Origin of the sequence: Streptomyces sp. NPDC006450, assembly GCF_040612195.1 — a bacterium.
In the GTDB taxonomy this organism is placed as follows: domain Bacteria; phylum Actinomycetota; class Actinomycetes; order Streptomycetales; family Streptomycetaceae; genus Streptomyces.
On sequence record NZ_JBEXPT010000099.1, the window covers coordinates 1 to 24,637 of the forward strand.

Genomic DNA, 24,637 nt, shown 5'->3' on the forward strand with positions numbered 1-24,637 from the left:
CGGCCAGCCCTCACCCCCCCACAGCCCGGCCCTGACCCCCCCGACGACCCGGGGCCCCCGGGGGCCGGCCCCTGCGGAGCACTGCCCCGGGGGACCGTCTCGATGCAGAACACCCTCCAGCACGGGGACCGGGGCCTGGTCAAATGCCGCCTGAACGGACCGGTCGAGGTCAACGGAAAGGCCCTGGACGAGCCGTACCTCTTCCCGGGGAAGCTGCGACGACAGGCCCTAGGCGGGGCCGCGGGCCCCGGTGCGGCGGGAGAGGCGGGTCAGGGAGACCGTCTGGGTCAGGGCCAGGGCTCCGGTCAGGACCTGCCAGAGGAGGGGGTCGGGTTCGTCCAGGGCTCGGGCCGCGCACAGGGCGATCGCCACCGCGCCGAGTGCGAGCACGGTCCGGTGGACGAAGCCGGCGTCGGTGCCGTGCGGCAGTCCCGACGCGAGGGCGACCAGCGCCAGCATGACCGGCAGCCAGTGCGGCTGGGAGCCGCGCATCAGCAGCGCCGCCGCGAACTCCGCTGCGAGGGCGAGGGAGTTGCGCGCCAGGGCCCCCGGGACCGATATCGACATGCACACATCATGCCGGGGATACTCGCGTGCGCGTCCGGCGGGGCCGCGCCTAGGATCTCCCCCAAGGGCTGGGTCGTAGCACAGAGGTAGTGCGCCTACACAGCATGGAGGAGGACGCCGGTTCGAATCCGGCCGCCCAGCCCCCTCCTCCCTACTGCGCGGCGGTCGCCGCCACCCACGCCCCCGCCGCCCCGATCGCCGCGGCCGCGGCGGGGAGCGGCAGGCCGAGGAAGCCGTGGAAGACCCCGGGCACCAGGTGGATCCCGCAGTCGACCCCCGCCTCGCCGAGCCTGCGCCCGTAGGCCAGGCCCTCGTCCCGCAGGACGTCGCAGTCGGCCAGGACCAGCAGCGTGCGCGGCAGTCCCGAGAGGTCGGGGGCCCGCAGCGGGGAGACGTGGGGGTGGGCCGGATCGCCGCCGTACTGCTCCCAGTACCAGGCCATGTGCGCGGCCGTGTGGAAGTACCCCTCCGCGAACTCGGCCACGGACGGCTGCTCCATCGCGGCGTCCAGCGGCGGGTAGAACAGCAGTTGGCCGGCGGTCAGGCCGGGGGCCCTCAGGGCCGTCACGGCCGCGAGGTTGCCTCCGCTGGAGTCCCCGGCGACGATCAGCCGCGCGGGGTCGCAGCCCAGTCCGGCCGCCCGCGCGCGGGCCCACAGCAGCACCGTCAGGGCGTCGTCGGACGCCGCTGGCCAGGGGTGTTCGGGCGCGAGGCGGTAGTCCGCGGAGACCACCACCGCGCCCGAGGCCGCGGCCAGCGCCCGGCACAGCGCGTCGTGGGTGTCCAGGCCGCACATCACCCAGCCCCCGCCGTGGAGGAACACCGTGAGGGGGCGGCCCGCGGCGCCCGGCGCCGGGTCGTAGATCCGGACGGGGACGCCGTCCGCGACCGCGTCCCGTACGCGGGCCACCTCGACGCCGCCGCCCGGGGAGCCGGACGCGGCCGCCCGCAGGGCCGCCACGTCCCCCGGGCCGGGGAAGACCGTCGCCATCGCGTCGCAGAGCCGGCGGGCCGCCGGGGACAGGGAACCCGTACCGCTCATCGCGCCGTCATCCCGCCGTCGACCGTGAACTCCGCGCCCGTGATGTACGAGGACCCCTCCGAGCAGAGGAAGAGGACCAGCTCCCCGACCTCCTCGGGCCGTCCGATCCGCCCCAGCGGCAGGTGGGACCAGTCCCGTCCCGCGACGGCCTCGCTGACCATAGGGGTGTCGATCGCCCCCGGGTGCACGGAGTTGACCCGGATCCGGTCCCCCGCAAGGTCCAGTGCGGCGGACTTCGTCAGCCCGCGCAGGGCGAACTTGCTCGATCCGTAGGCCGCGTGGCCCGGGATGCCGACCAGTCCGGCGGTGGAGGAGACGTTGACGATCGAGCCGCCTCCCCCGGCGCGCAGCACCGGGGCCACCGCCTGGATGCCGAGGAACGGCCCGAGCAGGTTGACCCGCAGGAGGGCTTCGAAGTCTTCGAGGCCCTGGCGCTCCACGTGGGCCGTGCGCCACAGCGCGGCGTTGTTGACCAGGGCGGAGACCGTGCCGAAGGCGCGTACGGCCGCGCGGACCACCTCCGCCCAGCTGTCGGCGTCGGCCACGTCGTGGCGTACGTAGAGCCCCTGGTCGCCGAGCGAGGCGGCGACCGCGCGGCCCTCCTCCTCCCGGATGTCGGTGACCACGACCCGCGCTCCGGCCTCGGCGCACAGCCGGGCCTCGGCCGCGCCCTGGCCCCGTCCGGCGCCGGTGATGACGACGACCTTGCCGTCGAGGACCTTGCCGTCGGCAGAGCGGCTCACGGATCAGCCCTCCAGGGCGCGGAAGTGCGGGATGACCGTCTCGCCCCACTGGCGGATGGTCTCCATGCAGGCCTCCTGGGGGACGGTGCCCATCTGGATCAGGCACATGACCTCGTCGACGCCGATCTCGCGCAGCTGCTCGACGTAGGCGATCGCCGTCCGGGCGTTGCCGTAGGCATGCTCGGCGTTGTAGGTCCCGGTGTCTATGGGGCGGGCCGGGATGTTCGCCTCGTGGAGCTTGGCGATCAGTTCGCCCCGGCCCTTCTCCAGGGCGGCGACGTGCTCCTCGGCGGTCTCGTCCTCGGAGTAGCCGGTGGGCTCGGGGGCATTGCCGTACCAGTGGGCGATGGACTCGGCGAAGAAGCGCTGGCCGCGGGTGCCCAGGCGCAGGGCGCGTTCGGCGTCGTCGAGGACGATGGTGGGGCAGAGCGCGGAGAGGTGGTCGTTGACCTCGGTGGAGACGAAGCGGTCGCCGCTGCGGGTGGCGATGGCCTCGTCGTAGACCTTGCGCATGGTGCGGACGTCGTCGGCTCCGGCGAAGCCCATCACGAGGGCTCCGATGCCCAGTTCGGCGGCGAGCTTGAGGGTGTCGTGCTTGGAGCAGGCCATGAAGAGCGGCGGGTGCGGGCCCTGGACCGGGCGGGGCAGGACCGCGCCGGGGCCGATGTCGATGGAGCCGTGCCACTCGAACTTCTCCTCGCGCCAGGCGGAGGAGAAGATCCGCAGCGCCTCTTCCATCTGCGGGTAGGTGTCCTCGGGGCGGACCCCGTACATGGACATCTCCTGGCGGGTGGCGCCGCGTCCGGCGCCGATGTCCACGCGGCCGCCGGAGAGCACGTCGAGCATGGCGGCGCGTTCGGCCACGCGCACGGGGTGCTGGTAGGCGAAGGGCATGGTGACGACGCCGTGGCCGATGCGGATCTTCTCGGTCCGGGCGGCGACCCAGGTCAGGAAGATCTCGGAGGCGCTCATGTGGGCGTACTGGGTGAGGGCGTGGTGCTCCACGGCCCAGATCCGGTCGAAGCCCATCTCCTCGGCGAACACGGCCTGTTCGACGCAGTCGTGGATGACCTGGCGCTCGCGTTCGGGCGTCGGGTCGACGAGCTGCGCCTCGAAGATCATCGAGAACTTCACGGGGAACCTCCCAGCCGTGCGCTGCGCACGGATGTCGGTGGTGTATTTCGAATAGGAATACTTCTAGCAGTCATACCGTGCCGGGGGAAGAGCCGCCACGAAGAGCGGCAGCGGACCGGTCGTAGACTGCGCTGCGTGACGAACGAGGCGGCAGAAGAGGCGAACGGGCGCACGCTCCCCGCGACCAGCTGGGCAGTGCTCGGGCTGCTCTCCTTCGGAGAGGAGCTCTCCGGGTACGACCTGAAGAAGTGGTCGGACTGGTCGCTTCGCTTCTTCTACTGGAGCCCGTCCTTCAGCCAGATCTACGGCGAGCTCAAGCGGCTGGAGAAGGCCGGCTACGCCTCGTCGCGGATGGTCGCCCAGGAGACCGGCAGCCGCGACAAGCGGGTGTACCGGATCACCGACGAGGGCATGACGGCCGTACGGCGCTGGGCGCGCGAGGCACCCGTCGACCCGCCGGTGCTCAAGCACGGGCCGATGCTGCGGCTGTGGCTCGGCCACCTGCTGGAGCCGGAGCAGATGCGCGAAGTCCTTGTGCAGCACCAGGAGTTCGCGGAGAAGATGCGGCGGCGCGCGGTGGCCGACGCGGACGGGGCCCGGGAAGAGGCCTCGTGGGCGTACCCGACGCTCACCCTCAAGTGGGCGGAGCGGTACTACGCCTCCGAGCGTGACCTCGCGGCCGCCATGCTCGACGACATCGCGGCACTGGAGAGCGGGCGCGGCGCGGGCCCGGCAGCGACCCCGGCCCCGGCGGCGGCCCCGGCGGCGGGCGAGCCCGGCAAGCGCCCGTAGGTGCGCCGGAAGTAGAGCAGCGGCGCGCCCTCCCGGTGCGCCGTCAGCGCGGTGACCCGGCCCAGCGCGATGGCGTGGTCGCCGCCGTCCAGGACGGCCTCCAGATCGCATTCGACGGTGGCGAGCACCCCGTCCAGCAGGGGCGCGCCGTTGCCGCCGGCCCGCCAGGAGACCCCGGCGAACTTGTCGCCCCCGGTGACGGCGAAGCGGCGGCACAGCTCCTGCTGGTCGGCGGCGAGGATGTTGACGGCGAAGGCTCCCGCCGCCTGGATCCCGGGCCAGGTGGTGGACGTGCGCGCCGGGCAGAAGCAGACCAGCGGCGGATCCAGGGACACGGACGAGAAGGACTGGACGGCCATCCCCACGGGACGGCCGTCGGCTCCGCGTGCCGTGACGACGGCGACGCCGGTGCAGAAGCTGGACAGGACCGACTTCATGCCGGACATGGCTACCTCCCTCATGAGAACCCTCCCTGATTATTCCTACTAGGTATATGCCTAACCGAAACACCTGTGATTGGATACCGCCCACGCTCGCTCGTCAAGTAGGGAGGGTCCGATGCCACCACCGCCCCCGCCACAGCCCCAGCAGCCGCAGCCGCAGCCGCCCGCCACGCTCGCCCGGCTCCCCGAGTACGCCGCCGCCGCGTACGGGGAGCGCGAGGCGCTCGCCGACGGAGAGGTCCGCTGGACCTTCGCCCGCCTCGCCGCCGAGATCTCCGCGGCCGCCCGCGCCGCCATCGCCCACGGCATCCGCCCGGGCGACCGGGTCGCCATCTGGGCCCCCAACAGCCGCCGGTGGATCACCGCCGCCCTCGGCGCGGTCGGCGCCGGAGCGGTCCTCGTACCGGTCAACACCCGCTACAAGCCCGCCGAGGCCGCCGACATCATCCGGCGCGGCGGCGCCCGCGTCCTGTTCACCGAGCGCGGGTTCCTCGGCACCGACTACGCCCGTGACCTGCACGCCTCCGGCGAGCACCTCGGGGCGCTCACCTCGACGGTGATCCTGCGCGACGGGCGCGAGGGGGGCCGCGGCACGGACCCCGGCGGCCCCCGCCGTCCAGGCGGCCCCGCCATCCCCGGCAGCCCGGACGGCCCGCCTGGGACCGTCTCCTGGGAGGCGTACCTGCACGCCGGCGAGGCCGTCCCCGACGCGGAGCGGGCCGCACGCGCGGCCGCCGTACGCCCAGAGGACCTCAGCGACATCCTCTACACCTCCGGCACCACCGGCCGCTCCAAGGGCGTCACGACCACCCACGGCCAGACCCTCCGGCTCTACGCCTCCTGGTCCGACCTCGTCACCCTGCGCCCCGGCGACCGGTACCTGCTGGTCAACCCCTTCTTCCACACCTTCGGCTACAAGGCCGGAGTACTCGCGTGCCTCCTGCGCGGGGTCACCATGCTCCCGGAGGCCGTGTACGACACCGACCGCATCCTGCACCGCATGGCCGCCGAGCGCGTCACCTGCCTGATGGGCCCGCCGACCGTCTTCCACGGCCTGATCCGCCACCCGGCGCGGGCCGCGCACGACCTGTCCGCGCTGCGCCTGGCCGGCACCGGAGCCGCCTCGGTGCCCACCTCCCTCGTCGAAGAGATCCGCGGCGAACTGGGGGCGCCCGACGTGTTCACCGCGTACGGGCTCACCGAGTCCGGCGGGGTCGTGTCCGTCTGTCCCACCGATGCCGACGCCTGGACCCTCGCGCACACCGTCGGGCCACCGCTGCCGGACACCGAGGTACGGATCACCGACCCGCTCGGGACGGTGCTGCCCGCCGGGGAGCCGGGCGAGGTGCAGGTCCGCGGCTACCACGTCACCCCCGGCTACCTGGACGACCCGGCGGGCACGGCCGAGGCCCTGCTGCCGGGCGGCTGGCTGCGCACCGGGGACATCGGCGTGCTCGACGGACGGGGCTACCTCGCCATCACCGACCGGCTGAAGGACATGTACGTGGTCGGCGGCTTCAACGCCTATCCGGCGGAAGTGGAGAACGTGCTGCTGACCCACCCCGCCATCACCGACGCGGCGGTCGTCGGCGCCCCCGACGAGCGGCTCGGCGAGGTCGGGGTGGCCTACGTCGTCACCACCGGGCCGGTCACCTCCGAGGAGCTGACCGCCTGGACCCGGGAACGGCTGGCCAACTTCAAGGTGCCGCGCCGCTTCACCCGGCTGGAGGTGCTCCCGCGCAACGCGGGCGGCAAGCTGCTGAAGACGGAGCTGCGCCGCACGGCGCGAGGGGAGTCGGCGTGAGGTCGCCGGAGCTGACGGGGGAGCAGGAGGAACTCCGGGGCGCGGTACGGGCGGTCCTGGCCCGCCACCCCGGCCACGCGGCCTGGGCTCCGCTGACGGCGCAGATCGGCGCGGCCGCGCTGGCGGTCCCCGAGGAGTACGGCGGACTGGGCTGCGGGACCGCCGAAGTCTGCGTGGTCATGGCGGAGTTGGGGCGCGCGCTGAGCCCCGTACCGTACCTGGGCTCGGCGGTGCTGACCGTGGGGGCCCTGCTCGCGTCCGGCGACCGGGAGGCCTGCGCGCGGCACCTGCCGGAGCTGGCGCAGGGCACGGTCGTGGGCGCCCTGGCCTGGGCGGAATCTCCGGGCGACCCGCTCGCCCCGGGCCGCGGCTGGGAGGCGGACGCGCTGTCGGCCCGGGCCGAGTCCGCCGCTCCCCACTGGCTGCTCACGGGCACGAAGCGGTACGTCCTGGCCGGCCCGGCCGAACCGTCCCTGCTGCTGGCCTTCGCCCGGATGGACGGCGCCCCCGGCACGGACCCGGGCCGGCTCGGGCTGTTCGAACTCCTCGCCGCGCCCGCGGCCTTCACCGTACGGTCCACGATGGACCGCACCCGCCCGCTCGCGGAGCTGGCACTGGACCGGACCCCGGCCCGGCTGCTCTCGGCCGACGGCGCCGGGGTCCTCACCCGGGTCCGGGACCTGGCCTGCACGGCCCTCGCCGCCGAACAGGCGGGGGCGGCGGCGCGGGCGCTGGAGGCGACGGTCCGGTACGCGAAGGACCGGGTGCAGTTCGGGCGGCCGATCGGCTCCTTCCAGGCGGTGAAGCACCGGCTCGCCGACCTGCACACCGCGGTGGAGGGAGCCCGCTCGCTCGCCTTCGCGGCGGCCGCCGCCGACGCCGCCCCGGACCTGGCGGCCGCCGCCAAGTCGGCCTGCTCGGAGGCCTACGCGTACGTGGCGGGCGAGATGATCCAGCTGCACGGCGGCATCGGCATCACCTGGGAGCACGAGGCGCACGAGTACTTCAAGCGCGCACATGGCTCGGCCCTGCTCTTCGGCTCCCCCGCCGCACACCGCGAACGCCTGGCGGCGCGGCTGGGGTTCCTCCCGACCGGGTGACGCGACGGCGACCGGGAGCGCGGGGGACGGCGGCTGTCGTACGCTCGGCCCATGACGGGCAGTGCGATAGACCTCCGGAAGATCGAAGAGAACGCCCCGGCGCTGGTGAGCCTGTACAAGAGCGCCGGGACCTCGCTGCGCACGCACGGCCTGGAGGGCGGGCGGGCTGCGGTGTACCTGGTTCTCGACTACTCCGGCTCGATGCGCCCGTACTACGACGACGGCAGCGTGCAGGCCCTGGCCGACCGGGTACTGGGGCTCTCCGCGCACCTGGTCGACGACGCCCGCGTGCCGGTCGTGTTCTTCTCCACCGAGGTCGACGCGGTCGAGGAGATCTCCCTGTCCGGCCACGAGGGGCGGGTCACCGCGATCGCCGCCGGCCTCGGCCACATGGGCAAGACGGCCTACCACGCGGCGATGGACGCGGTGATCGACCACTACCTGGACTCGGGGTCGGCCCTCCCCGCGCTCGTCGTCTTCCAGACCGACGGCGGCCCCATCAACAAGCTCGCCGCCGAGAAGTACCTGTGCAAGGCGGCCCGGCTGCCCCTCTTCTGGCAGTTCGTCGGCTTCGGCAACACCCGCAGCTCGCAGTTCGACTTCCTGCGTCGGCTGGACGAACTGCCCGTCCCGCAGAAGCGGGTGGTGGACAACGCGGGCTACTTCCACGCCGGCTCCGCCCCGCGGACCGTGGCGGACTCGGAGCTGTACGACCGGCTGGTCGGGGAGTTCCCGGCCTGGCTGGCCGCGGCCCGCGCGGCGGGAATCGTGCGCGCCTGAGCGGCGGGCGTCGGTGCCTCGCGCTTTGATGGAGGAATGACGACGAACAACTGGGCCGTATTCGAGAAGGCGGAACCGGACTTCGCGGCGGCCGTCCGGGCCCGCTTCGCACAGTTCCCGCACCACGTCCTGGCGACCTTGCGCAAGGACGGCTCCCCCCGCGCTACCGGGCTGAATGTCGACATCCGCGGTGGAGAGCTGTGGCTGGGCATGATGCCGGGTTCGATGAAGGGCAAGGACCTGCGGCGCGATCCGCGCTTCGCCCTGCACACCAACCCGGGCGCGGGCGAGACGATGCCCGACGGGGACGTACGGATCTCCGGGCGGGCGGTGGAGATCGTGGAACAGCCCGAGCTCCACCGGTACGCGGAAGAGGCCGAGGAGAACGACACCCCGCACCCCTTCGACCTGTTCCGCGCCGAGCTGACGGAGGTGGTCCACGTCGGCGTCGAGGGCGACGACCTGGTGGTCCGCTCGTGGACCCCGGAGCACGGACTGCGCACCCTGCGCCGGGGCAATGACGACGAGCCGGCCCGCGAGGAGCCCGCGGCGGGCTGAGCGGAGCGGGACGGAGCGGACGGAGCCGGGCTAGGCCAGGCCCACGGTCTTCGCCGGGGGCTTGGCCGGGGACTTGGCCTGGGGCTTGGCCGGGGACTTCGCCTGGGGCTTGCCCGGGGACTTGGGAGCCTTGGGAGCCTTGGGTGTCTTGGGGGCCTTGCCCGGGGCCTTCGGGGGCCTGGCCGGGGCCGGGGCCCAGGCGCCCACGTCCAGCCAGCTCCGGTCGATGTTGAGCGTCACGTCCCCGTACGTGGCGTCGTGGTCCCCGCGGAACTGGTGGGCGCGGCGGCCCCCCGTCCACTGGCTCGTACCGGCGGGCAGCCCCAGGTCCGCGTCGGCGACGGAGGCCGCGCCGTTCCAGCGGGCCACCCACAGCACGTCGGGCATGGCTTCCGGCGCTTGGTCGTGGTGCGTGCTCAGCGCCTTGGCCCCGGAGCTCGCCGCGACGTAGGCGGCGGCGCCGTAGCCCAATTCGTGCAGGCGGACCGTCCAGGCCGTGAGGTAGGCGACGACCGGGGCGTCCCAGGTGGCCCGGTCCGTGTAGTTCTCCAGGTCGTTGTAGAGGACCGTGCCCTCGGCCATGCCCAGTGCGGCGGCCGCCTGGGCCGCGCCCTCGGCCTCGGCCCGGCCCTGCTCGTTGGCCTCCGAGGGGTCGGTGGACAGCCCCGTGGAGGAGCTCTTCCAGGGCTGGGGGCCGACCCAGATCGGCATGAGGTGCCAGCCCGCCTCGGCCTGCCGCCTCACCCATCCGGTGGTGAGCTGCGGCTGGGCGCAGGCGCGGGCACGGCCGCCGATGTAGACGCCGACAGCGCCGAAGGGCGAGTCGGCGCGCCAGGCGTTCATGGTGCGCTGGGTGGGCGCCGTGCAGGCGTCGAAGCCCTCACCGGTGAAGGGCGACTGGACGGTGGTACGGGGACCCCCGCCGACGACGCCGACGGGATCGACGGCGACCGGGCCGGGGGCGGCCGGGGGTGCGAGGGCGCGGGCCCGGGTGAGGACCCCGCGGACGGCCTCGGGGGTGGACGCGTAGGAGACGGTGGCCATCACCCCGGCGCGGCGCAGGGCGTAACGGATCTCGTTGCTGTCGCCCCTGACCTTGGGCAGCGGGTCGCCCTCGTCGCCCCCGACGGTGGGGATGTCGGCGCGCGCCGGGGCCCCCTCGAGCGGCTCCAGGTGCAGCGTGTCGGAGCGGGGGGCCGCGGCGCGGGCGGCTCCGCATTCGCCCTGGGCGCCGGCGTGCCCGAGGTAGAGGGTGGGCAGGTCGAGGCGCAGGCAGGCGTCGGGATTCCGGTCGAGGTCGACGATCCGCCAGTCGGCGGGGACGGTGAGGCGCAGCCCGCGGTAGTCGAGGGTGCGGCCGTCTGCGCCGCGGTCCCCGGTGGCGGGGCCCGCCGAGGCGGGGCCCTCGGCGGCTCCGAGGGGGACAGGAGCGAGGAGCGCGGCGCCCAGCAGGCAGCTCAACATCATGTGGGAGGGGAGCATGTGACCCACTGTTACCAGAAGGCCCGGGGGTTGACGCAGAGGCACGAGAGCCGCGCCCCGCAGTTGACGGGACGGCCGCACCGCACGGCCGACACCCCCTCGCTCCCCCGCTCCCTACTCCGGCGGCTCCTCCTGTTCCCGGAAGGCGGGCAGGGCGAAGATCCGCTCCTTCCCCGTCTCCTCCATCAGCTCGACGAGCGGCAGCACGAGCTCCCACAGGTCGTGCTCGTCGACCTCGCGCACGAGGCCGTCGAGCTCCGCGTCGCCGAGCCCGGCGGCGGCATCGGCCACCACCTTGCGCGCCTCCTCGGGCAGTACGCCGACCAGCGGCAGGAAGGCGCCCCACAGCGCGGTCGCCACGACGGCCCGTACCACCCCGGCCAGCACGAGCGGGTCCCGCAGGGAGTCCAGCCGGGCCACGGCGAGCCGGTCCTCCTCGCCGAGCAGCGCCACGAGCGGGAGCAGTGACTCCCACAGGCCCTCGGCGTGCGTCACCCGGACGAGCGAGTCGAGCTCGGCCGCGTCGAGGCGGGCGGTGAGCTCGGCGATCCGCAGCCGCTGGTCGCCGCCGACCATCGCGGCGACGCCGAGCGCCTCCTCCCAGAGCCCCTCGGCGGCGGCGGCCCGTACGACCGCGCCGAGCCGGTCGTCACCCATGAGTTCCAGGATCCGGGGCAGCCGCTCGGGCAGGTCCACGTAGAAGCCGGCGCGCAGCACCGCGGCGTCGTCGACCTGTTCCAGGATCCGGCGGAGCACCTGGTCCCGCATGTGGCCCACGAACCGGCCCATGGTGAGGTGGTCGCGGTTCTCGGCGAGGGTGGTGGCGATGCGCACGACGAGCCCCTCGTCGAGCCGGTCGACGATCCCGGAGATCTTCCGCGGGTCGAGGTGTCCGCAGGCCTCGGCGGTGAAGGAGACGGGCAGCTTCTCGATGATGGCGGCGGCCCGGCCCGCCTCCAGCCGGCCGGCCACGCCGGCGGCCAGCCGGGGCCCGAGCGCCTTCTGCGAGATGGCAGCCGCCACCCCGGCCGGCACGAGCTTGGTCGCGGCGGCGATCCGGTCGAGCATCTCGGGTGCGCCGTCGTTCAGGACGCCGCTGACCTGCTCCCGGAACGCCCGTACGTCCTCGTCCGGCAGTCCGCGCAGGAAGCCGAGCTCCCCGGCGTCCGCGCCCACCAGTCGGGCGATCTTCTCCACTTCGGCGCGGCTCACCGGAACAGCACCTTGCGCACGGCCCCGCGCGCGAGGGCCGGGACCAGCCCCAGCGCCTCCTCGGCGGCCTGGTTCAGGCCCTCGGCCTGCCGTGCCCGCTCCGCTTCGAGCGCCTCCGCGAGCCGTACGAGCTCCCCGGCGTCCAGCTCCGCGAAGGACGCGGGAGGCCGGGTGCCTCCCAACTCCGCGCTCAAACGGCCCATTTCCTCATCTGTACGCACGGGACGACCTCCCACACCAAAGACGACACGACGGCTCGCGTCGAGCGTGGGCCCGAATTGACTAATAGTCAATACTCGCGGGTAGGGCCGAGGGTGCCCACGGCTGCGGAGGTGAACAGCGAGGGCGCCCCTTCCCCGAGGAGGTCGCCGGCCCGGACCTCGGCGACACGCACGCGCCCGGCCCCGTGGGCGGCGAGGGCCTCCTCCCCCATCGCGGCGCGGACCCGCCCTTGCCGGAGGCCGGCCGCAGGCGCGGGCCGGGGGTCAGGGGCTCGCCCGGAGCGGCGCTAGCCGGTGGTGGCAGGGGCTGCGGCCCGTTCCAGCACCTCCAGGACGGTGTCGCGGAACAGGGTGGTCTTGTAGCCGGTCTGCGGCAGCGGCCGGCAGCGGGCGAGTACGGTCGCGGCCGCGGCCGCGAGGGCCTCGGGGGTGGCCTCCCGGCCGATCAGTGCGGCCTCCACCTCCGGCAGCCGCAGCGGAACCCGTGCCACCCCGCCCGCCGCGACGGCGGCGTGCGTGACGGTGGCGCCGTCCAGCGCGAGCCGGGCGGTCGCCTCGACCAGGGGCCATTCGCCGTGGGCCCGGCTCGTGGCGCGGTGGCAGGCGGCGCGTTCGCCCGGCAGGGGCGGCGGGAGCAGGACCGCGGTGAGGATGCGGTCCGGTGCCAGCAGGTGGTCGGCTCGGTGGAGCCGGTCGCCGTCCCCGTACAACGCGGCGACGGTGCGCGGCGATTCGCCGTGGACCTCGACCCCGGCGTCGTAGGTGAGCAGGGCCGTCGCCAGGGTCGACGGGTGCGGGGCCACGCACGGGCCGTCGCCGCTGACCACGCCGAAGTGGTGGTCGCCCTCGCGCGCGGGGCAGCCGGAGCCGCCCTTCTGGAGGCAGCTGAAGTGCGGATTGCGGTAGTACCAGCAGCGGTTGCGCTGGAGCAGGTTGCCGCCCAGGGTGCCTGCGGCACGGATCTGCGGGGTCGCCGCGGTCCCGGCCGACGCCGCCAGGGCGGGCCAGCCGGAGCGCACCCGCGGATCGGCCGCCAGCGCGGCGAGCGTGGTCAGGGCGCCGATCCGCAGCCCGCCGCCGGGCTGCGGCGTGCAGCCGCGCAGGCCGCCCGCGCCGCCCGCGCCGTCGAGGTCGGTGAACGGGCCCGGGGAGATGCCGGCGCGCTGCCGGGCCGTGGTGTCGGTGCCGCCGGCGCGCAGCTCCCCGCCACGCGCCAGGACGGCGGCCGAGAGGTCGGTGAGGGTGGGCTCGGTGCTCACGTACCCAGTCCTTCCAGGAGCCGGTCGGGTCGGATGGGCATGTCGTACGGGCGCCAGCCGGTCGCGTCGTGGACGGCGTTGGCCAGGGCGGCCGCGGTCGGAAGGGTGGAGATCTCCCCGAGGCCCACTCCCCCGCCGGGGACGTGTTCGAAGCCCTCCTGGTGGAAGTGGACGGTGATCTCGGGGGTGTCTCCGATGCCGGGGATGCGGTAGTCCTCGAGGTTGTCGGTCAGCACCCGGCCGGTGGCCCGGTCGGTGCGCCGCTCCTCGAACAGGGCGTAGCCGACGCCCTGGATGACGGCGCCCTCGCACTGGCTGCGGGCGAGGCGCTCCTCGTGGATGCGGCCCGCGGCGATGCCGCTCCAGACGCGCAGCGGACGGATCCGGCCGAGCCGGGTGTCCACCTCCACCTCGGCGACCTGCACGGATCCGGTGAAGCCGCGGCCGATCGCCACCCCACCGGTGGTCAGGTTGAAGGGGGTCACGTAGCCCCGGCGGTCGCGGGGGCGCCGGCCGGTGACCCGTACGCCGTTCGCCCCGTCCAGCCGGGCGCCCAGGTCACCGTCCCCGGCGCCGAGCGCCTCGCGCAGCCGTGCGGCGGCGTCCGCGGCGGCGGGCACGATCGACGGTGTGGTGCGGCTGCCGCCCGAAGTGGGGCCGTGCACGGCGTCGCTTCGGCCGACCTCGGCCCGCACCCTGCCCTCGGGCACGCCGAGCCCCTCGGCGACGGCCCGGCGCAGTACCGTGCGCGAGCCCGTGCCCATGTCCTGCACGGCGCAGCGGGCGACCACGGTCCCGTCCTCGACGGTGAGCTCGACCTCGGTGACGGGGTCGAGGAAGTACAGCCAGTTGGCCGCCGCGACGCCGACGCCGCGGCGGAACCGCCCGGTGCCGCCGCGGGTGCCCGACCAGGCCGGGAGGGCCGCGGCCAGGTCGTACAGCGCGTGGCGCTTGGGGTTGCCGTCCCAGCGGCGGCGCAGGGCGACGGGATCCTGGCCGAGCCGGTGCGCCATCTCGTCGACGGCCTGCTCCAGGGCCCAGCACATCGTGGGTCCACCGGGGCCGCGGAACGGAGCGCCGGGCGGCTGGTGGGTGACCGCGTCGAAGTCCCGGAGCCGGCGCGGGGCCTTGCCGTACATGAACCGGGCCAGCGCCGCGACGGTGCCGCCCACCGAGACTCCGCCGTCGGTGTCCACGTCCATGGCCAGCGCGCTCAGCTCGCCGGCGGCGTCCGCTGCCATCGCCAGCCGGATCCGGGTGCCGGGCCGGTACCCGCCGTCGACGAGTTCCTCGTCCCGGTCCAGCACCACCCGCACCGGGGCGCCGTGCAGCCGGGCCAGCTCCACCGCGGCGACGACGTCGGAGGTCAGCCCCATCTTGCAGCCGAAGCCGCCGCCGACGTGGGCGGCGCGGGCCACCACCCGTTCGAGGGGCACGCCGAAGCGCTCGGCGGCGAGTACGGCCACCTCTTTGACCGACTGCGTGGACACCTCCAGGTGGAGGGTGCCTTCGTCCCAGCGGGCCAGACAGGCGTGCGGTTCGAGCGGGGTGTGGGTCTGCGCTGCGGTCGTGAACAGGCCCTCGACCACCCGCTCGGGGCTGCTCCTGCGGGCCTCCGTGATCCGGCGCACGGCAGCGGCGGGCCGCTTGCTCATCGCGGAGGGTCCCCGCCGGTTGCCGCGCCAGCGGGCGGGCACGAGCTGAGGAGTCTCGCCGGACCCGGGCGCCAGCTTCCGCGCCGCCTTGTCCTCGTAGACCAGCGGCCCCTCACCGGCCCGGGACCGGCTCACGTCGAGGGCGGCCGGCAGCACCTCGTACGCCACCTTGACCCGCTCGGCGGCCGCCCGCGCCGAGGCCCTGTCCGCCGCGGCGACTGCCGCCACGGGCTGCCCGACGTACCGCACGACACCGTCGGGGGGCAGCAGCGGCACCAGTGCCAGATCCCCGGCCTCCAGGGACTGGACGTGCGCATGCGCGTGCGGAGAGCGGATGATCACCCCCTCCAGCAGCCCCTCGGGGCGGTGATCGGTGGTGTACCGGGCCGACCCGTCGACCTTCTCCGGAGCCTCGGCGCGCGGGACCGGCCTCTCCTGGGCATGCGTCTCGTAGTCGCCCGCGCAGGCCGCGGCCACCGCGCTGAAGATCCCCTCGTACGCCCCGCAGCGGCACAGGTGGCCCGCCAGCGCCTCCGCGATCTCCTCCCGCCCGGGCCGCCTCCGCCCGTGCGCGGCCCGCCACCGCTCGAAGAACGCGGCCGCCTCGACCACGAACCCGGGGGTGCAGTAACCGCACTGGAGCGCGTCCTCACCGGCGAAGGCACGCCCGACCGGGTGACCGGCCAGCCCCTCCACCGTCGTGACCCGCCGCCCGGCCAGCCGGGCCGCGGGCGTCAGGCACGACACCCTGGGTTCCCCGTCGACCTGGATCGTGCAGGCCCCGCACACCCCGCCGGCGCAGACCAGCTTGGTGCCCGTGAGCCCCAACCGGTCCCGCACCACCTCCACGGCGGCCGGATCGTCGTCCACGTCCACCGCGCACGGGACGCCATTGACCTCGAACTCCACGAGACGCACTCCTCAGCCACGGGGGGCGGCGACCCCCACACCAGCCGGGCTCGCCTTCACCCCCCTTGATAACCCGCGCCCACCCTCCCCGCAGCTCGGCACACCCGCCCTCACCGGATGGATCCCGCCCCGAAACGCCACAACGCCCGCCACCCCTGGTCGGGGACGTGGCGGGCGCTGTGTCGGAGTGCCGTACGTCGTTGTACGGACCGCATGAGGGGTCCCGGCCGGGGCCGGGGGTACTGCGCGACCTCAGGAGAGGTTTCCCGGGCAGGCCGGGGGTACTGCGGGTCAGACGGTGATCGAGCGGTCCGTCGGCTTGACCGGGTACGGGAGGGCGCTGGTGCCGGTCAGGAAGCGGTCCACGCCGCGGGCGGCCGAGCGGCCTTCCGCGATGGCCCAGACGATCAGCGACTGGCCGCGGCCTGCGTCGCCGGCGACGAAGACGCCGTCGACGTTGGTCGCGTAGGAGGCGTCGCGCTCGATGTTGCCGCGGGCGTCCATCGCCAGGCCGAACTGCGCCGTCAGGCCGTTCTCCTGGTCGGTGCCGGTGAAGCCCATCGCCAGGGTGACCAGCTGCGCGGGGAGGACGCGCTCGGTGCCGGGCTTCTGGACGAGCTTGCCGTCCTCGAAGGCGACCTCGACCAGGTGGAGTGCCTGGACGTTGCCGTCCTCGTCGCCCTCGAAGTGGGTGGTGGAGACGGAGTAGATCCGCTCGCCGCCCTCCTCGTGAGCAGAGGTGACCTTGTACAGCATGGGGAAGGTCGGCCAGGGCTGGCCGGCCGGCCGGTCCTCGGACGGGCGCGGCATGATCTCCAGCTGCGTGACCGAGGCCGCGCCCTGGCGGTGGGCGGTGCCCACGCAGTCCGCGCCGGTGTCGCCGCCGCCGATGACGACGACGTGCTTGCCCTCGGCCGTGATGGGGGGCGCCATGAAGTCGCCCTCCTGCACCTTGTTCGCGAGGGGGAGGTACTCCATCGCGAAGTGGATGCCCTTGAGGTCGCGCCCCGGGACCGGGAGGTCGCGGGAGACCGTCGCGCCCGCCGCGATGACCACCGCGTCGAACCGCTTGCGCAGGTCCGTGGCGGTGACGTCGCGGCCGACCTCGACACCGGTACGGAACTTGGTGCCCTCCGCGCGCATCTGCTCGATGCGGCGGTTGATGTGCACCTTCTCCATCTTGAACTCGGGGATGCCGTAGCGCAGCAGCCCACCGATGCGGTCGGCGCGCTCGTACACGACCACGGTGTGGCCGGCCCGGGTCAGCTGCTGGGCCGCGGCGAGACCCGCCGGGCCGGAGCCGATGACCGCGGCGGTCTTGCCCGACAGGCGCTCGGGCGCCTGCGGGGTCACGTCGCCGTTGTCCCACGCCTTGTCGATGATCGAGACTTCGACGTTCTTGATGGTGACGGCCGGCTGGTTGATGCCGAGCACGCAGGCGGACTCGCACGGCGCCGGGCACAGCCGCCCGGTGAACTCCGGGAAGTTGTTCGTCGCGTGCAGCCGCTCGGAGGCGGCGGTCCAGTCCTCGCGGTACGCGAAGTCGTTCCACTCGGGGATCAGGTTCCCGAGCGGGCAGCCGTTGTGGCAGAACGGGATGCCGCAGTCCATGCAGCGGCCGGCCTGCTTGCTGATGATCGGCAGCAGCGAGCCCGGAACGTAGACCTCGTTCCAGTCCCGCAGGCGCTCGGCCACAGGACGGGTGCAGGCGGTCTCGCGCGGGGTGGTGAGGAAGCCCTTCGGGTCAGCCATTGGTCGCCGCCTCCATCATCTTCTCCGTGGTCTCGGACTCGGAGAGTCCGGCGAGCTCAGCGGCGTCCTTGGCGGCGAGCACTGCCTTGTACGTGGTCGGGATGATCTTGCTGAAGCGGGCCGCCGAGGCGGTCCAGTCAGCCAGGAGCTTCGCGGCCACGGTCGAGCCGGTCTCCTCCTCGTGGCGGCGCACCACATCGTGCAGCCACTGGGAGTCGGTGTCGGAGAGGGCTTCGACCGCGCCCGTGTTGCCGACGTTGACGTTGTTCGGGTCGAGGTCGATGACGTACGCGACGCCGCCCGACATGCCCGCCGCGAAGTTGCGGCCCGTCTCGCCGAGGACGACGGCCGTGCCGCCGGTCATGTACTCGCAGCCGTGGTCGCCCACGCCTTCCGAGACGACCAGGGCGCCGGAGTTGCGGACGCAGAAGCGCTCGCCGGTGCGGCCGCGCAGGAACAGCTCGCCGCCGGTGGCGCCGTAGCCGATCGTGTTGCCCGCGATGGTCGAGTACTCGGCCAGGTGGTCGGCGCCGCGGTCGGGACGGACCACGACGCGGCCGCCGGAAAGGCCCTTGCCGACGTAGTCGTTGGCGTCGCCCTCCAGGCGCAGGGTCACGCCCTTCGGCAGGAAGGCGCCGAAGGACTGGCCGGCGGAGCCGGTGAAGGTCAGGTCGATGGTGTTGTCGGGCAGGCCCGCGCCACCGAACTTCTTCGTGACCTCGTGGCCGAGCATGGTGCCGACCGTGCGGTTGATGTTGCGGATCGCGACCTTGGCGCGGACCGGCAGCGCGGTCTCGGCGGAGTCGGCGTTCAGCGCCTCGGCGGCGAGCTCGATGAGCTCGTTGTCGAGGGCCTTCTCCAGGCCGTGGTCCTGCTCGATCAGGGCGTGGCGGACCGCGCCCTCGGGCAGCTCCGGCACGTAGAAGAGCGGCTCCAGGTCGAGACCCTGCGCCTTCCAGTGCGAGACGGCCTTGCTGGTGTCGAGGAGCTCGGCGTGGCCGACCGCCTCCTCGATCGTGCGGAAGCCCAGCTCGGCGAGGAGCTCTCGCACCTCCTCCGCGATGAACTCGAAGAAGTTGACGACGAACTCGGGCTTGCCGGAGAAGCGGTCGCGCAGGACCGGGTTCTGGGTGGCGATGCCGACCGGGCAGGTGTCCAGGTGGCAGACGCGCATCATGACGCAGCCGGAGACGACGAGCGGCGCGGTCGCGAAACCGAACTCCTCGGCGCCGAGCAGCGCGGCGATGATGACGTCGCGGCCGGTCTTGAGCTGGCCGTCCGTCTGGACCACGATGCGGTCGCGCAGCCCGTTGAGCAGCAGGGTCTGCTGGGTCTCGGCGAGGCCGAGCTCCCAGGGACCGCCCGCGTGCTTCAGCGAGGTGAGCGGGGAGGCGCCCGTACCGCCGTCGTGGCCGGAGATGAGGACGACGTCCGCGTGGGCCTTGGAGACACCGGCCGCGACCGTACCCACGCCGACCTCGGAGACCAGCTTCACGTGGATGCGGGCGACCGGGTTGGCGTTCTTGAGGTCGTGGATCAGCTGAGCCAGGTCCTCGATGGAGTAGATGTCGTGGTGCGGCGGCGGGGAGATCAGGCCGACGCCCGGGGTGGAGTGCCGGGTCTTGGCGACCCACGGGTAGACCTTGTGGCCGGGCAGCTGGCCGCCCTCGCCGGGCTTGGCACCCTGCGCCATCTTGATCTGGATGTCGTCCGCGTTGACCAGGTACTCGCTCGTGACACCGAAGCGGCCGGAAGCGACCTGCTTGATGGAGGAGCGGCGCGCCGGGTCGTACAGGCGGTCCGGGTCCTCGCCGCCCTCACCGGTGTTGGACTTGGCGCCCAACTGGTTCATGGCGATGGCGAGGGTCTCGTGCGCCTCCTTGGAGATGGAGCCGTACGACATGGCGCCGGTGGAGAAGCGCTTGACGATGTCGGCGACCGACTCGACCTCGTCGATGGAGATGGCCTCGCGGTCCGACTTGAAGCCGAAGAGCCCGCGGAGCGTCATCAGGCGCTCGGACTGCTCGTTCACCCGGTCCGTGTACTGCTTGAAGATGTCGTACCGGCGGTTGCGCGTGGCGTGCTGCAGGCGGAAGACCGTGTCCGGGTCGAACAGGTGCGGCTCGCCCTCGCGGCGCCACTGGTACTCGCCGCCGATCTCCAGCGCGCGGTGCGTGGCCGCGATGCCGGAGGCCGGGTACGCCTTGGCGTGGCGCGCGGCCACCTCCTTGGCGATGACGTCCAGGCCGGCGCCGCCGATCTTGGTGGCGGTGCCCGCGAAGTACGCCGCGACGAACTCCTCGTTCAGGCCGACGGCCTCGAAGACCTGCGCGCCGCGGTAGGAGGCGACGGTGGAGATGCCCATCTTGGACATGACCTTCAGGACGCCCTTGCCGAGCGCGTAGATCAGGTTCTTGATGGCCTGCTCCGGCTCCAGGCCGGACAGGAAGGTACCGGCGCGCAGCAGGTCCTCGACGGACTCCATGGCGAGGTACGGGTTGACCGCGGCCGCGCCGTAGCCGATGAGCAGCGCGACGTGGTGGACCTCGCGGACGTCGCCGGCCTCGACCAGCAGACCCACCTGGGTGCGCTGCTTGGTGGCGATGAGGTGGTGGTGCACCGCGGAGGTGAGCAGCAGCGACGGGATCGGCGCGTGCTCGGCGTCGGAGTGACGGTCCGAGAGGACGATCAGGTGCGCGCCGTTCTCGATGGCCGCGTCGACCTCGCCGCGGATCTCCTCCAGGCGGGCGGCCAGCGCCTCGCCGCCGCCCGAGACCCGGTACAGGCCCGAGAGGGTGGCGGCCTTCATGCCCGGCATGTCGCCGTCGGCGTTGACGTGGATGAGCTTGGCCAGCTCGTCGTTGTCGATCACCGGGAACGGCAGCGTGACGCTGCGGCAGGACGCGGCGGTCGGCTCCAGCAGGTTGCCCTGCGGGCCGAGGGAGGACAGCAGCGAGGTGACGAGCTCCTCGCGGATGGCGTCCAGCGGCGGGTTGGTGACCTGCGCGAAGAGCTGGGTGAAGTAGTCGAAGAGCAGCCGGGGGCGCTCGGACAGCGCCGCGATCGGGGAGTCCGTACCCATGGAGCCGAGCGGCTCGCCGCCGGTACGGGCCATCGGCGCGAGGATGACGCGGAGCTCTTCCTCGGTGTAGCCGAAGGTCTGCTGGCGGCGGGTGACCGAGGCGTGGGTGTGCACGATGTGCTCACGCTCGGGCAGGTCCGTCAGCTCGATCTCGCCCGTCTCCAGCCATTCGGCGTACGGGTGCTCGGCGGCCAGCGCGTCCTTGATCTCGTCGTCTTCGATGATCCGCTTCTGGGCGGTGTCGACGAGGAACATCTTGCCGGGCTGCAGGCGGCCCTTGCGGACGACCTTGGCAGGGTCGATGTCGAGGACGCCGACCTCGGAGGAGAGCACGACGAAGTCGTCGTCGGTGACCCAGTAGCGGCCGGGGCGCAGACCGTTGCGGTCGAGGACCGCGCCGACCTGGGTGCCGTCGGTGAAGGTGACGCAGGCGGGGCCGTCCCACGGCTCCATCTGCGTGGAGTGGTACTTGTAGAACGCGCGGCGGGCCGGCGACATGGAGGTGTGGTTCTCCCACGCCTCCGGGATCATCATCAGCACGCTGTGCGGGAGGGAACGGCCGCCGAGGTGCAGCAGCTCCAGGACCTCGTCGAAGGAGGCCGAGTCGGAGGCGTCCGGGGTGCAGATCGGGAAGATCCGCTCCAGGGCGCCCTCACCGAAGAGGCCGGACGCCAGCTGGGACTCGCGGGCCCGCATCCAGTTCCGGTTGCCCTTGACCGTGTTGATCTCGCCGTTGTGCGCGACGAAGCGGTACGGGTGGGCGAGCGGCCACGACGGGAAGGTGTTCGTCGAGAACCGGGAGTGGACCAGGGCGATCGCGGAGGCGAAGCGGCGGTCCGAGAGGTCCGGGAAGAAGGGCTCCAGCTGGCCGGTGGTCAGCATGCCCTTGTAGACGATCGTGCGGGCGGAGAGCGACGGGAAGTAGACCCCGGCCTCGCGCTCGGCGCGCTTGCGCAGCACGAAGGCCTTGCGGTCCAGCTCGATGCCCGAGGTCCGTCCCCCAGAGCCTTCGGCCTGGGAGGTACCCCCGGTGACGAACAGCTGCGAGAAGGCCGGCATGGTGGCGCGGGCGCCGTTGCCGAGCAGGTCGGGGGTGACCGGGACCTCGCGCCAGCCGAGAACCGTGAGGTTCTCCTCGGCGGCGATGGCCTCGATCTGCTCCACGGCGACGGCCTGTGCGGTGCCGTCGGCGGGGAGGAAGGCGATGCCGACGGCGTACGCGCCGGCCTCGGGAAGGTCGAACCCGGCCACGTCGCGCAGGAACGCGTCCGGGACCTGGGAGAGGATGCCGGCGCCGTCGCCCGAGTCGGGCTCGGATCCGGTGGCGCCTCGGTGCTCGAGGTTCCGCAATACGGTCAGCGCCTGCTCGACCAGCGTGTGGCCGGCCTCGCCGGTGAGGTTGGCCACAAAGCCGACGCCGCAGGCGTCGTGCTCGTTGCGCGGGTCGTACATGCCCTGCTGGGCGGGGCGACCGTCCATGGGCGACCAGGCGGTGTTGCTGAGGCCGGTCGCGGAGTGCGTGGATGCGGAACGCATCGGCTCTCCCGTCGTCGTCGTGGCATATGTGCATAGCCGAGGGACGACGTTGGCCCTCTGCGAAATTTCGTGCAGATTACATGATGACGACAATCCCGCGAAGCGGATACGTCATTCCAGCATGCGGACACTGCACGGGGCAGACAAGAGGGGACTTTCGCAGGTGTCCTGCCATCGGGACACGGGACGAAGGTCCCGGTACGGGGCGGGCCTCATTGCCCGGCGCCCAGGGGGTCTGTGCCCGGCGGACACGGAATCGAAACCGCCGAGTAACTGGCTACTTATGTTGCCTACTGCATAGTGTCTCACTCCCTGCGCGGTCAGCCTATGGCTCCGCCGATCCAGGTTCCCAGGATGTACGTCACACCCGCGGCCGCGCCACCCAGGACGAGCTGGCGCAGCCCGCTGTACCACCAGGACCGGGCCGTGACCCGGGAGACCACCGCGCCGCAGGCGAAGAGCCCCAGCAGCGCCAGCAGGACCGCCGGCCACAGGGTGACCGCGCCGAGCAGGTACGGGAGCAGCGGGATCAGCGCGCCGAGCGAGAACGATCCGAAGGAGGACACCGCGGCGACCATCGGCGACGGCAGGTCGTCCGGGTCGATCCCGAGTTCCTCGCGGGCGTGGATCTCCAGCGCCTGCTCCGGGTCGCGGGAGAGCTGCATGGCGACCTCGCGGGCCAGCGCCGGCTCGACGCCGCGCGAGACGTAGAGCTCGGCCAGCTCCTCCATCTCGTCAATGGGGTGCCCCAGCAACTGCTGGCGCTCTATGTCCAGTTCGGCGAGCACGAGTTCGCGCTGCGAGGCGACCGAGGTGTACTCGCCGGCCGCCATGGAGAAGGCTCCGGCGGCGAGGCCGGCCAGGCCGGTGACGACGATGACGTGCGGGGCGACGGCGCCGCCGGCCACACCGGTCATCAGCGCGAGGTTGGAGACCAGCCCGTCCATCGCACCGAAGACCGCCGGGCGCAGCCATCCGCCGTTGACGTCACGGTGGGTGTGGTTGTCGCGGTGGGCGGTGTGGAGCGGTGCTTCGATATCGATGATGGACATGACGGCTATCTCCCCTTTTGTACGAGTGGGTGCACAGAGCTGTGCCATGGACGACGCGCGGACACCCACTCCCCCGGAACACCTCGAAACTACGCACGATTTTTGCCGCCCGCCAGCAAGGAAGGCCGTACTTACCTGGGGTTTTGGGGATCGGCGACCGGGTGACGGCGGCCCGCGGCGGGTGTTTCGCGACGAGCGACAAACCTCATGCCATGGCACAAATCCCCCAAGGGCTCAATATGAGTCCCATCAAGTGGAGAGGCGCGCCATGGAGCTGATTGCATGCAATCCGCAGGTCCTCCTCGAACGGGCCCGGGGCGCTCTTCTCGGACTCGCGGTGGGTGACGCGCTGGGCGCCCCCGCGGAGAACATGAAGCCCTCGGAGATCCGGGCGAAGTGGGGGCGGATCGAGGGCTTCGTCTCGGACGACCCGGCGGGTACGGACGATACGGAGTACGCGATCTTCTCGGGCCTGCTGCTGGCCCGCCACGGGTCGGCTCTGACGGTCGCCCACGTCGAACGGGCGTGGCACCACTGGATCGCGGACCTGGACGAAGGCCCGTTCCGCGGCGCGGGATTCTCCGAACGCGGCACCCTGGAGAACCTCCGCCGGGGCCTGGCGGCCCCCATCTCCGCCCAGCACCGGCACGCCTGGTCGGACGGTCTGGCCATGCGGGCGGCCCCCTTCGGCGTCTTCGCTGCGGGCCGCCCGGCGGAAGCCGCCCGGCTCGTCGCCATCGACGGCTGCGTCAGCCACGACGGCGAGGGCATCTACGGCGGCCAGGCCGTCGCGGCCGGGGTCGCGGCGGCGATGGCCGGAGGCTCCGCTGCCTCCGTCATCTCGGCGGCGCTCTCCGTCATCCCCTCGGACTCCTGGACGGCCCGCTCCCTGCGCCGGGCCGTGACGGCCGCCCCGCGCGGCGAGCGGGCGGTGCGCTCGGCGGTGGTCATCGGCGGCTACCCCTGGACGGACCTGGCCCCGGAGGCGGTCGGCCTCGCCTTCGGCGCGTTCGCCGCGTGCGGGGGCGACTTCCCCTCCTCCGTCCTCATGGCGGTCAACATGGGCCGCGACGCGGACACCACGGCGGCCGTGGCGGGCGCGCTCGCCGGCGCGATGTCCGGCGCCCCCGCCATCCCGGCCGCCTGGTCCTCGGCGATCGGCCCGGTCCGCGGAAGCTGCCTCCCCTCGATGCGCGGCTACCACGTCCTGGACATCGCGGACCTCCTCACCCCGGAAACCGAGACCCCCCGATGACCCTGACCCCGACCACCCCCTCCCCCACGGACCGGCCCCCACGGCCGGACACCCCGGAAGCCGCCCACCCGACCGGGCAGGGGCAGACCGGGCAGACCCCCCAGGACGACACCCCGGCCGGGCGGGACCCCGGGCACGGCACCCGGACCGGGCCGGCCCCGGAAGACGGCACCCGGACCGGGCCGGCCCCGGGCACCGGGACGGAGTCCGCCGCCGTACGCGGTGCCGCCGTGCCGGGGGCGGCCGGGCCGCCGGATCC

General features: G+C 73.3%; 18 protein-coding genes, 1 tRNA gene and 2 pseudogenes. 8 read left to right on the forward strand and 13 right to left on the reverse strand.

Annotated elements, in window-relative coordinates; translation table 11 throughout:
* Positions 1-228: 228 nt before the first annotated feature.
* Positions 229-567, reverse strand: coding sequence for a hypothetical protein (locus ABZY57_RS24675; RefSeq protein WP_356515347.1), 339 nt, complete (start codon positions 565-567; stop codon positions 229-231).
* Between the two features lie 67 nt (positions 568-634).
* Here ABZY57_RS24675 and ABZY57_RS24680 point away from each other — a divergent pair.
* A tRNA-Ala gene (locus ABZY57_RS24680) sits at positions 635-709 on the forward strand.
* A gap of 9 nt (positions 710-718) precedes the next feature.
* Here ABZY57_RS24680 and ABZY57_RS24685 read toward each other — a convergent pair.
* From ABZY57_RS24685 to ABZY57_RS24695, 3 genes are read right to left on the reverse strand one after another with little or no spacing between them, the layout of a single operon-like run.
* Complete coding sequence (locus ABZY57_RS24685; RefSeq protein ID WP_356515349.1) at positions 719-1,609, reverse strand: alpha/beta hydrolase; 891 nt, start codon at positions 1,607-1,609, stop codon at positions 719-721.
* Positions 1,606-2,352, reverse strand: a complete 747-nt coding sequence (locus ABZY57_RS24690; protein ID WP_356515351.1) for a glucose 1-dehydrogenase — start codon at positions 2,350-2,352, stop codon at positions 1,606-1,608. Before ABZY57_RS24690 ends, ABZY57_RS24685 begins: the two co-directional genes overlap by 4 nt.
* A gap of 3 nt (positions 2,353-2,355) precedes the next feature.
* Entirely contained in the window at positions 2,356-3,486 is a 1,131-nt protein-coding gene (locus ABZY57_RS24695; protein WP_356515353.1) for an LLM class flavin-dependent oxidoreductase, read from the reverse strand.
* 135 nt (positions 3,487-3,621) lie between these two features.
* Here ABZY57_RS24695 and ABZY57_RS24700 point away from each other — a divergent pair, with 135 nt between their 5' ends.
* Positions 3,622-4,278, forward strand: a complete 657-nt coding sequence (locus ABZY57_RS24700; RefSeq protein WP_356515355.1) for a PadR family transcriptional regulator — start codon at positions 3,622-3,624, stop codon at positions 4,276-4,278.
* A gap of 47 nt (positions 4,279-4,325) precedes the next feature.
* On the opposite strand, the pseudogene ABZY57_RS24705 reads toward ABZY57_RS24700, so the two are convergent.
* Positions 4,326-4,739, reverse strand: a pseudogene (locus tag ABZY57_RS24705) (flavin reductase family protein); the annotation flags it as partial.
* 97 nt (positions 4,740-4,836) lie between these two features.
* On the opposite strand from ABZY57_RS24705, the gene ABZY57_RS24710 reads away from it, so the two are divergent.
* From ABZY57_RS24710 to ABZY57_RS24725, 4 genes are read left to right on the forward strand one after another with little or no spacing between them, the layout of a single operon-like run.
* Positions 4,837-6,525: an AMP-binding protein gene (locus tag ABZY57_RS24710; protein WP_356515357.1), complete on the forward strand. Its 1,689-nt coding sequence runs from the start codon at positions 4,837-4,839 to the stop codon at positions 6,523-6,525.
* On the forward strand, positions 6,522-7,625 hold the full coding sequence (locus ABZY57_RS24715; protein ID WP_356515359.1) for an acyl-CoA dehydrogenase family protein: 1,104 nt from the start codon (positions 6,522-6,524) through the stop codon (positions 7,623-7,625). The genes ABZY57_RS24710 and ABZY57_RS24715 overlap by 4 nt, the downstream gene beginning before the upstream one ends.
* A gap of 51 nt (positions 7,626-7,676) precedes the next feature.
* Positions 7,677-8,405: a VWA domain-containing protein gene (locus tag ABZY57_RS24720; RefSeq protein WP_356515361.1), complete on the forward strand. Its 729-nt coding sequence runs from the start codon at positions 7,677-7,679 to the stop codon at positions 8,403-8,405.
* A gap of 36 nt (positions 8,406-8,441) precedes the next feature.
* Complete coding sequence (locus ABZY57_RS24725; RefSeq protein WP_356515363.1) at positions 8,442-8,963, forward strand: pyridoxamine 5'-phosphate oxidase family protein; 522 nt, start codon at positions 8,442-8,444, stop codon at positions 8,961-8,963.
* A gap of 30 nt (positions 8,964-8,993) precedes the next feature.
* On the opposite strand, the gene ABZY57_RS24730 is transcribed toward ABZY57_RS24725, so the two are convergent.
* From ABZY57_RS24730 to ABZY57_RS24765, 8 genes are all read right to left on the reverse strand, one after another.
* Complete coding sequence (locus tag ABZY57_RS24730) at positions 8,994-10,445, reverse strand: glycoside hydrolase domain-containing protein (RefSeq protein ID WP_356515365.1); 1,452 nt, start codon at positions 10,443-10,445, stop codon at positions 8,994-8,996.
* Positions 10,446-10,559: 114 nt separating this feature from the next.
* Entirely contained in the window at positions 10,560-11,657 is a 1,098-nt protein-coding gene (locus ABZY57_RS24735; protein WP_356515367.1) for a hypothetical protein, read from the reverse strand.
* On the reverse strand, positions 11,654-11,860 hold the full coding sequence (locus tag ABZY57_RS24740) for a hypothetical protein (RefSeq protein ID WP_356515369.1): 207 nt from the start codon (positions 11,858-11,860) through the stop codon (positions 11,654-11,656). The genes ABZY57_RS24735 and ABZY57_RS24740 overlap by 4 nt, the downstream gene beginning before the upstream one ends.
* A 305-nt stretch (positions 11,861-12,165) precedes the next feature.
* The gene (locus ABZY57_RS24745; protein WP_356515371.1) at positions 12,166-13,137 is read right to left on the reverse strand and encodes an FAD binding domain-containing protein; all 972 of its coding nucleotides are present in this window, start codon (positions 13,135-13,137) and stop codon (positions 12,166-12,168) included.
* Positions 13,134-15,701, reverse strand: a complete 2,568-nt coding sequence (locus ABZY57_RS24750; protein WP_356515373.1) for a molybdopterin cofactor-binding domain-containing protein — start codon at positions 15,699-15,701, stop codon at positions 13,134-13,136. The genes ABZY57_RS24745 and ABZY57_RS24750 overlap by 4 nt, the downstream gene beginning before the upstream one ends.
* A 291-nt stretch (positions 15,702-15,992) precedes the next feature.
* Positions 15,993-17,453, reverse strand: a complete 1,461-nt coding sequence (locus ABZY57_RS24755) for a glutamate synthase subunit beta (RefSeq protein ID WP_356515375.1) — start codon at positions 17,451-17,453, stop codon at positions 15,993-15,995.
* A complete protein-coding gene (gltB, locus tag ABZY57_RS24760; protein ID WP_356515380.1) occupies positions 17,446-22,014 on the reverse strand; it encodes a glutamate synthase large subunit in 4,569 nt (1,522 codons plus the stop codon). The genes ABZY57_RS24755 and gltB overlap by 8 nt, the downstream gene beginning before the upstream one ends.
* A gap of 377 nt (positions 22,015-22,391) precedes the next feature.
* Positions 22,392-23,123 (reverse strand): VIT1/CCC1 transporter family protein, encoded by a 732-nt coding sequence (locus ABZY57_RS24765; protein WP_356515376.1) that lies wholly within the window; start codon positions 23,121-23,123, stop codon positions 22,392-22,394.
* Between the two features lie 268 nt (positions 23,124-23,391).
* On the opposite strand from ABZY57_RS24765, the gene ABZY57_RS24770 reads away from it, so the two are divergent.
* Both ABZY57_RS24770 and ABZY57_RS24775 read left to right on the forward strand, forming a co-directional pair.
* On the forward strand, positions 23,392-24,378 hold the full coding sequence (locus ABZY57_RS24770) for an ADP-ribosylglycohydrolase family protein (protein ID WP_356515378.1): 987 nt from the start codon (positions 23,392-23,394) through the stop codon (positions 24,376-24,378).
* A pseudogene (locus ABZY57_RS24775) lies at positions 24,375-24,637 on the forward strand (hypothetical protein); the annotation flags it as partial. The gene ABZY57_RS24770 and the pseudogene ABZY57_RS24775, both read left to right, overlap by 4 nt.

Excerpts from the sequence above, each read along its gene's own strand:
- ABZY57_RS24675 (WP_356515347.1), bottom strand. The coding sequence starts at position 567 with ATGTCGATATCGGTCCCGGGGGCCCTGGCGCGCAACTCCCTCGCCCTC.
- ABZY57_RS24685 (WP_356515349.1), bottom strand. The coding sequence starts at position 1,609 with ATGAGCGGTACGGGTTCCCTGTCCCCGGCGGCCCGCCGGCTCTGCGAC.
- ABZY57_RS24710 (WP_356515357.1), top strand. The coding sequence starts at position 4,837 with ATGCCACCACCGCCCCCGCCACAGCCCCAGCAGCCGCAGCCGCAGCCG.
- ABZY57_RS24720 (WP_356515361.1), top strand. The coding sequence starts at position 7,677 with ATGACGGGCAGTGCGATAGACCTCCGGAAGATCGAAGAGAACGCCCCG.
- ABZY57_RS24725 (WP_356515363.1), top strand. The coding sequence starts at position 8,442 with ATGACGACGAACAACTGGGCCGTATTCGAGAAGGCGGAACCGGACTTC.
- ABZY57_RS24730 (WP_356515365.1), bottom strand. The coding sequence starts at position 10,445 with ATGCTCCCCTCCCACATGATGTTGAGCTGCCTGCTGGGCGCCGCGCTC.
- ABZY57_RS24740 (WP_356515369.1), bottom strand. The coding sequence starts at position 11,860 with ATGGGCCGTTTGAGCGCGGAGTTGGGAGGCACCCGGCCTCCCGCGTCC.
- ABZY57_RS24755 (WP_356515375.1), bottom strand. The coding sequence starts at position 17,453 with ATGGCTGACCCGAAGGGCTTCCTCACCACCCCGCGCGAGACCGCCTGC.
- gltB (WP_356515380.1), bottom strand. The coding sequence starts at position 22,014 with ATGGACGGTCGCCCCGCCCAGCAGGGCATGTACGACCCGCGCAACGAG.
- ABZY57_RS24765 (WP_356515376.1), bottom strand. The coding sequence starts at position 23,123 with ATGTCCATCATCGATATCGAAGCACCGCTCCACACCGCCCACCGCGAC.
- ABZY57_RS24770 (WP_356515378.1), top strand. The coding sequence starts at position 23,392 with ATGGAGCTGATTGCATGCAATCCGCAGGTCCTCCTCGAACGGGCCCGG.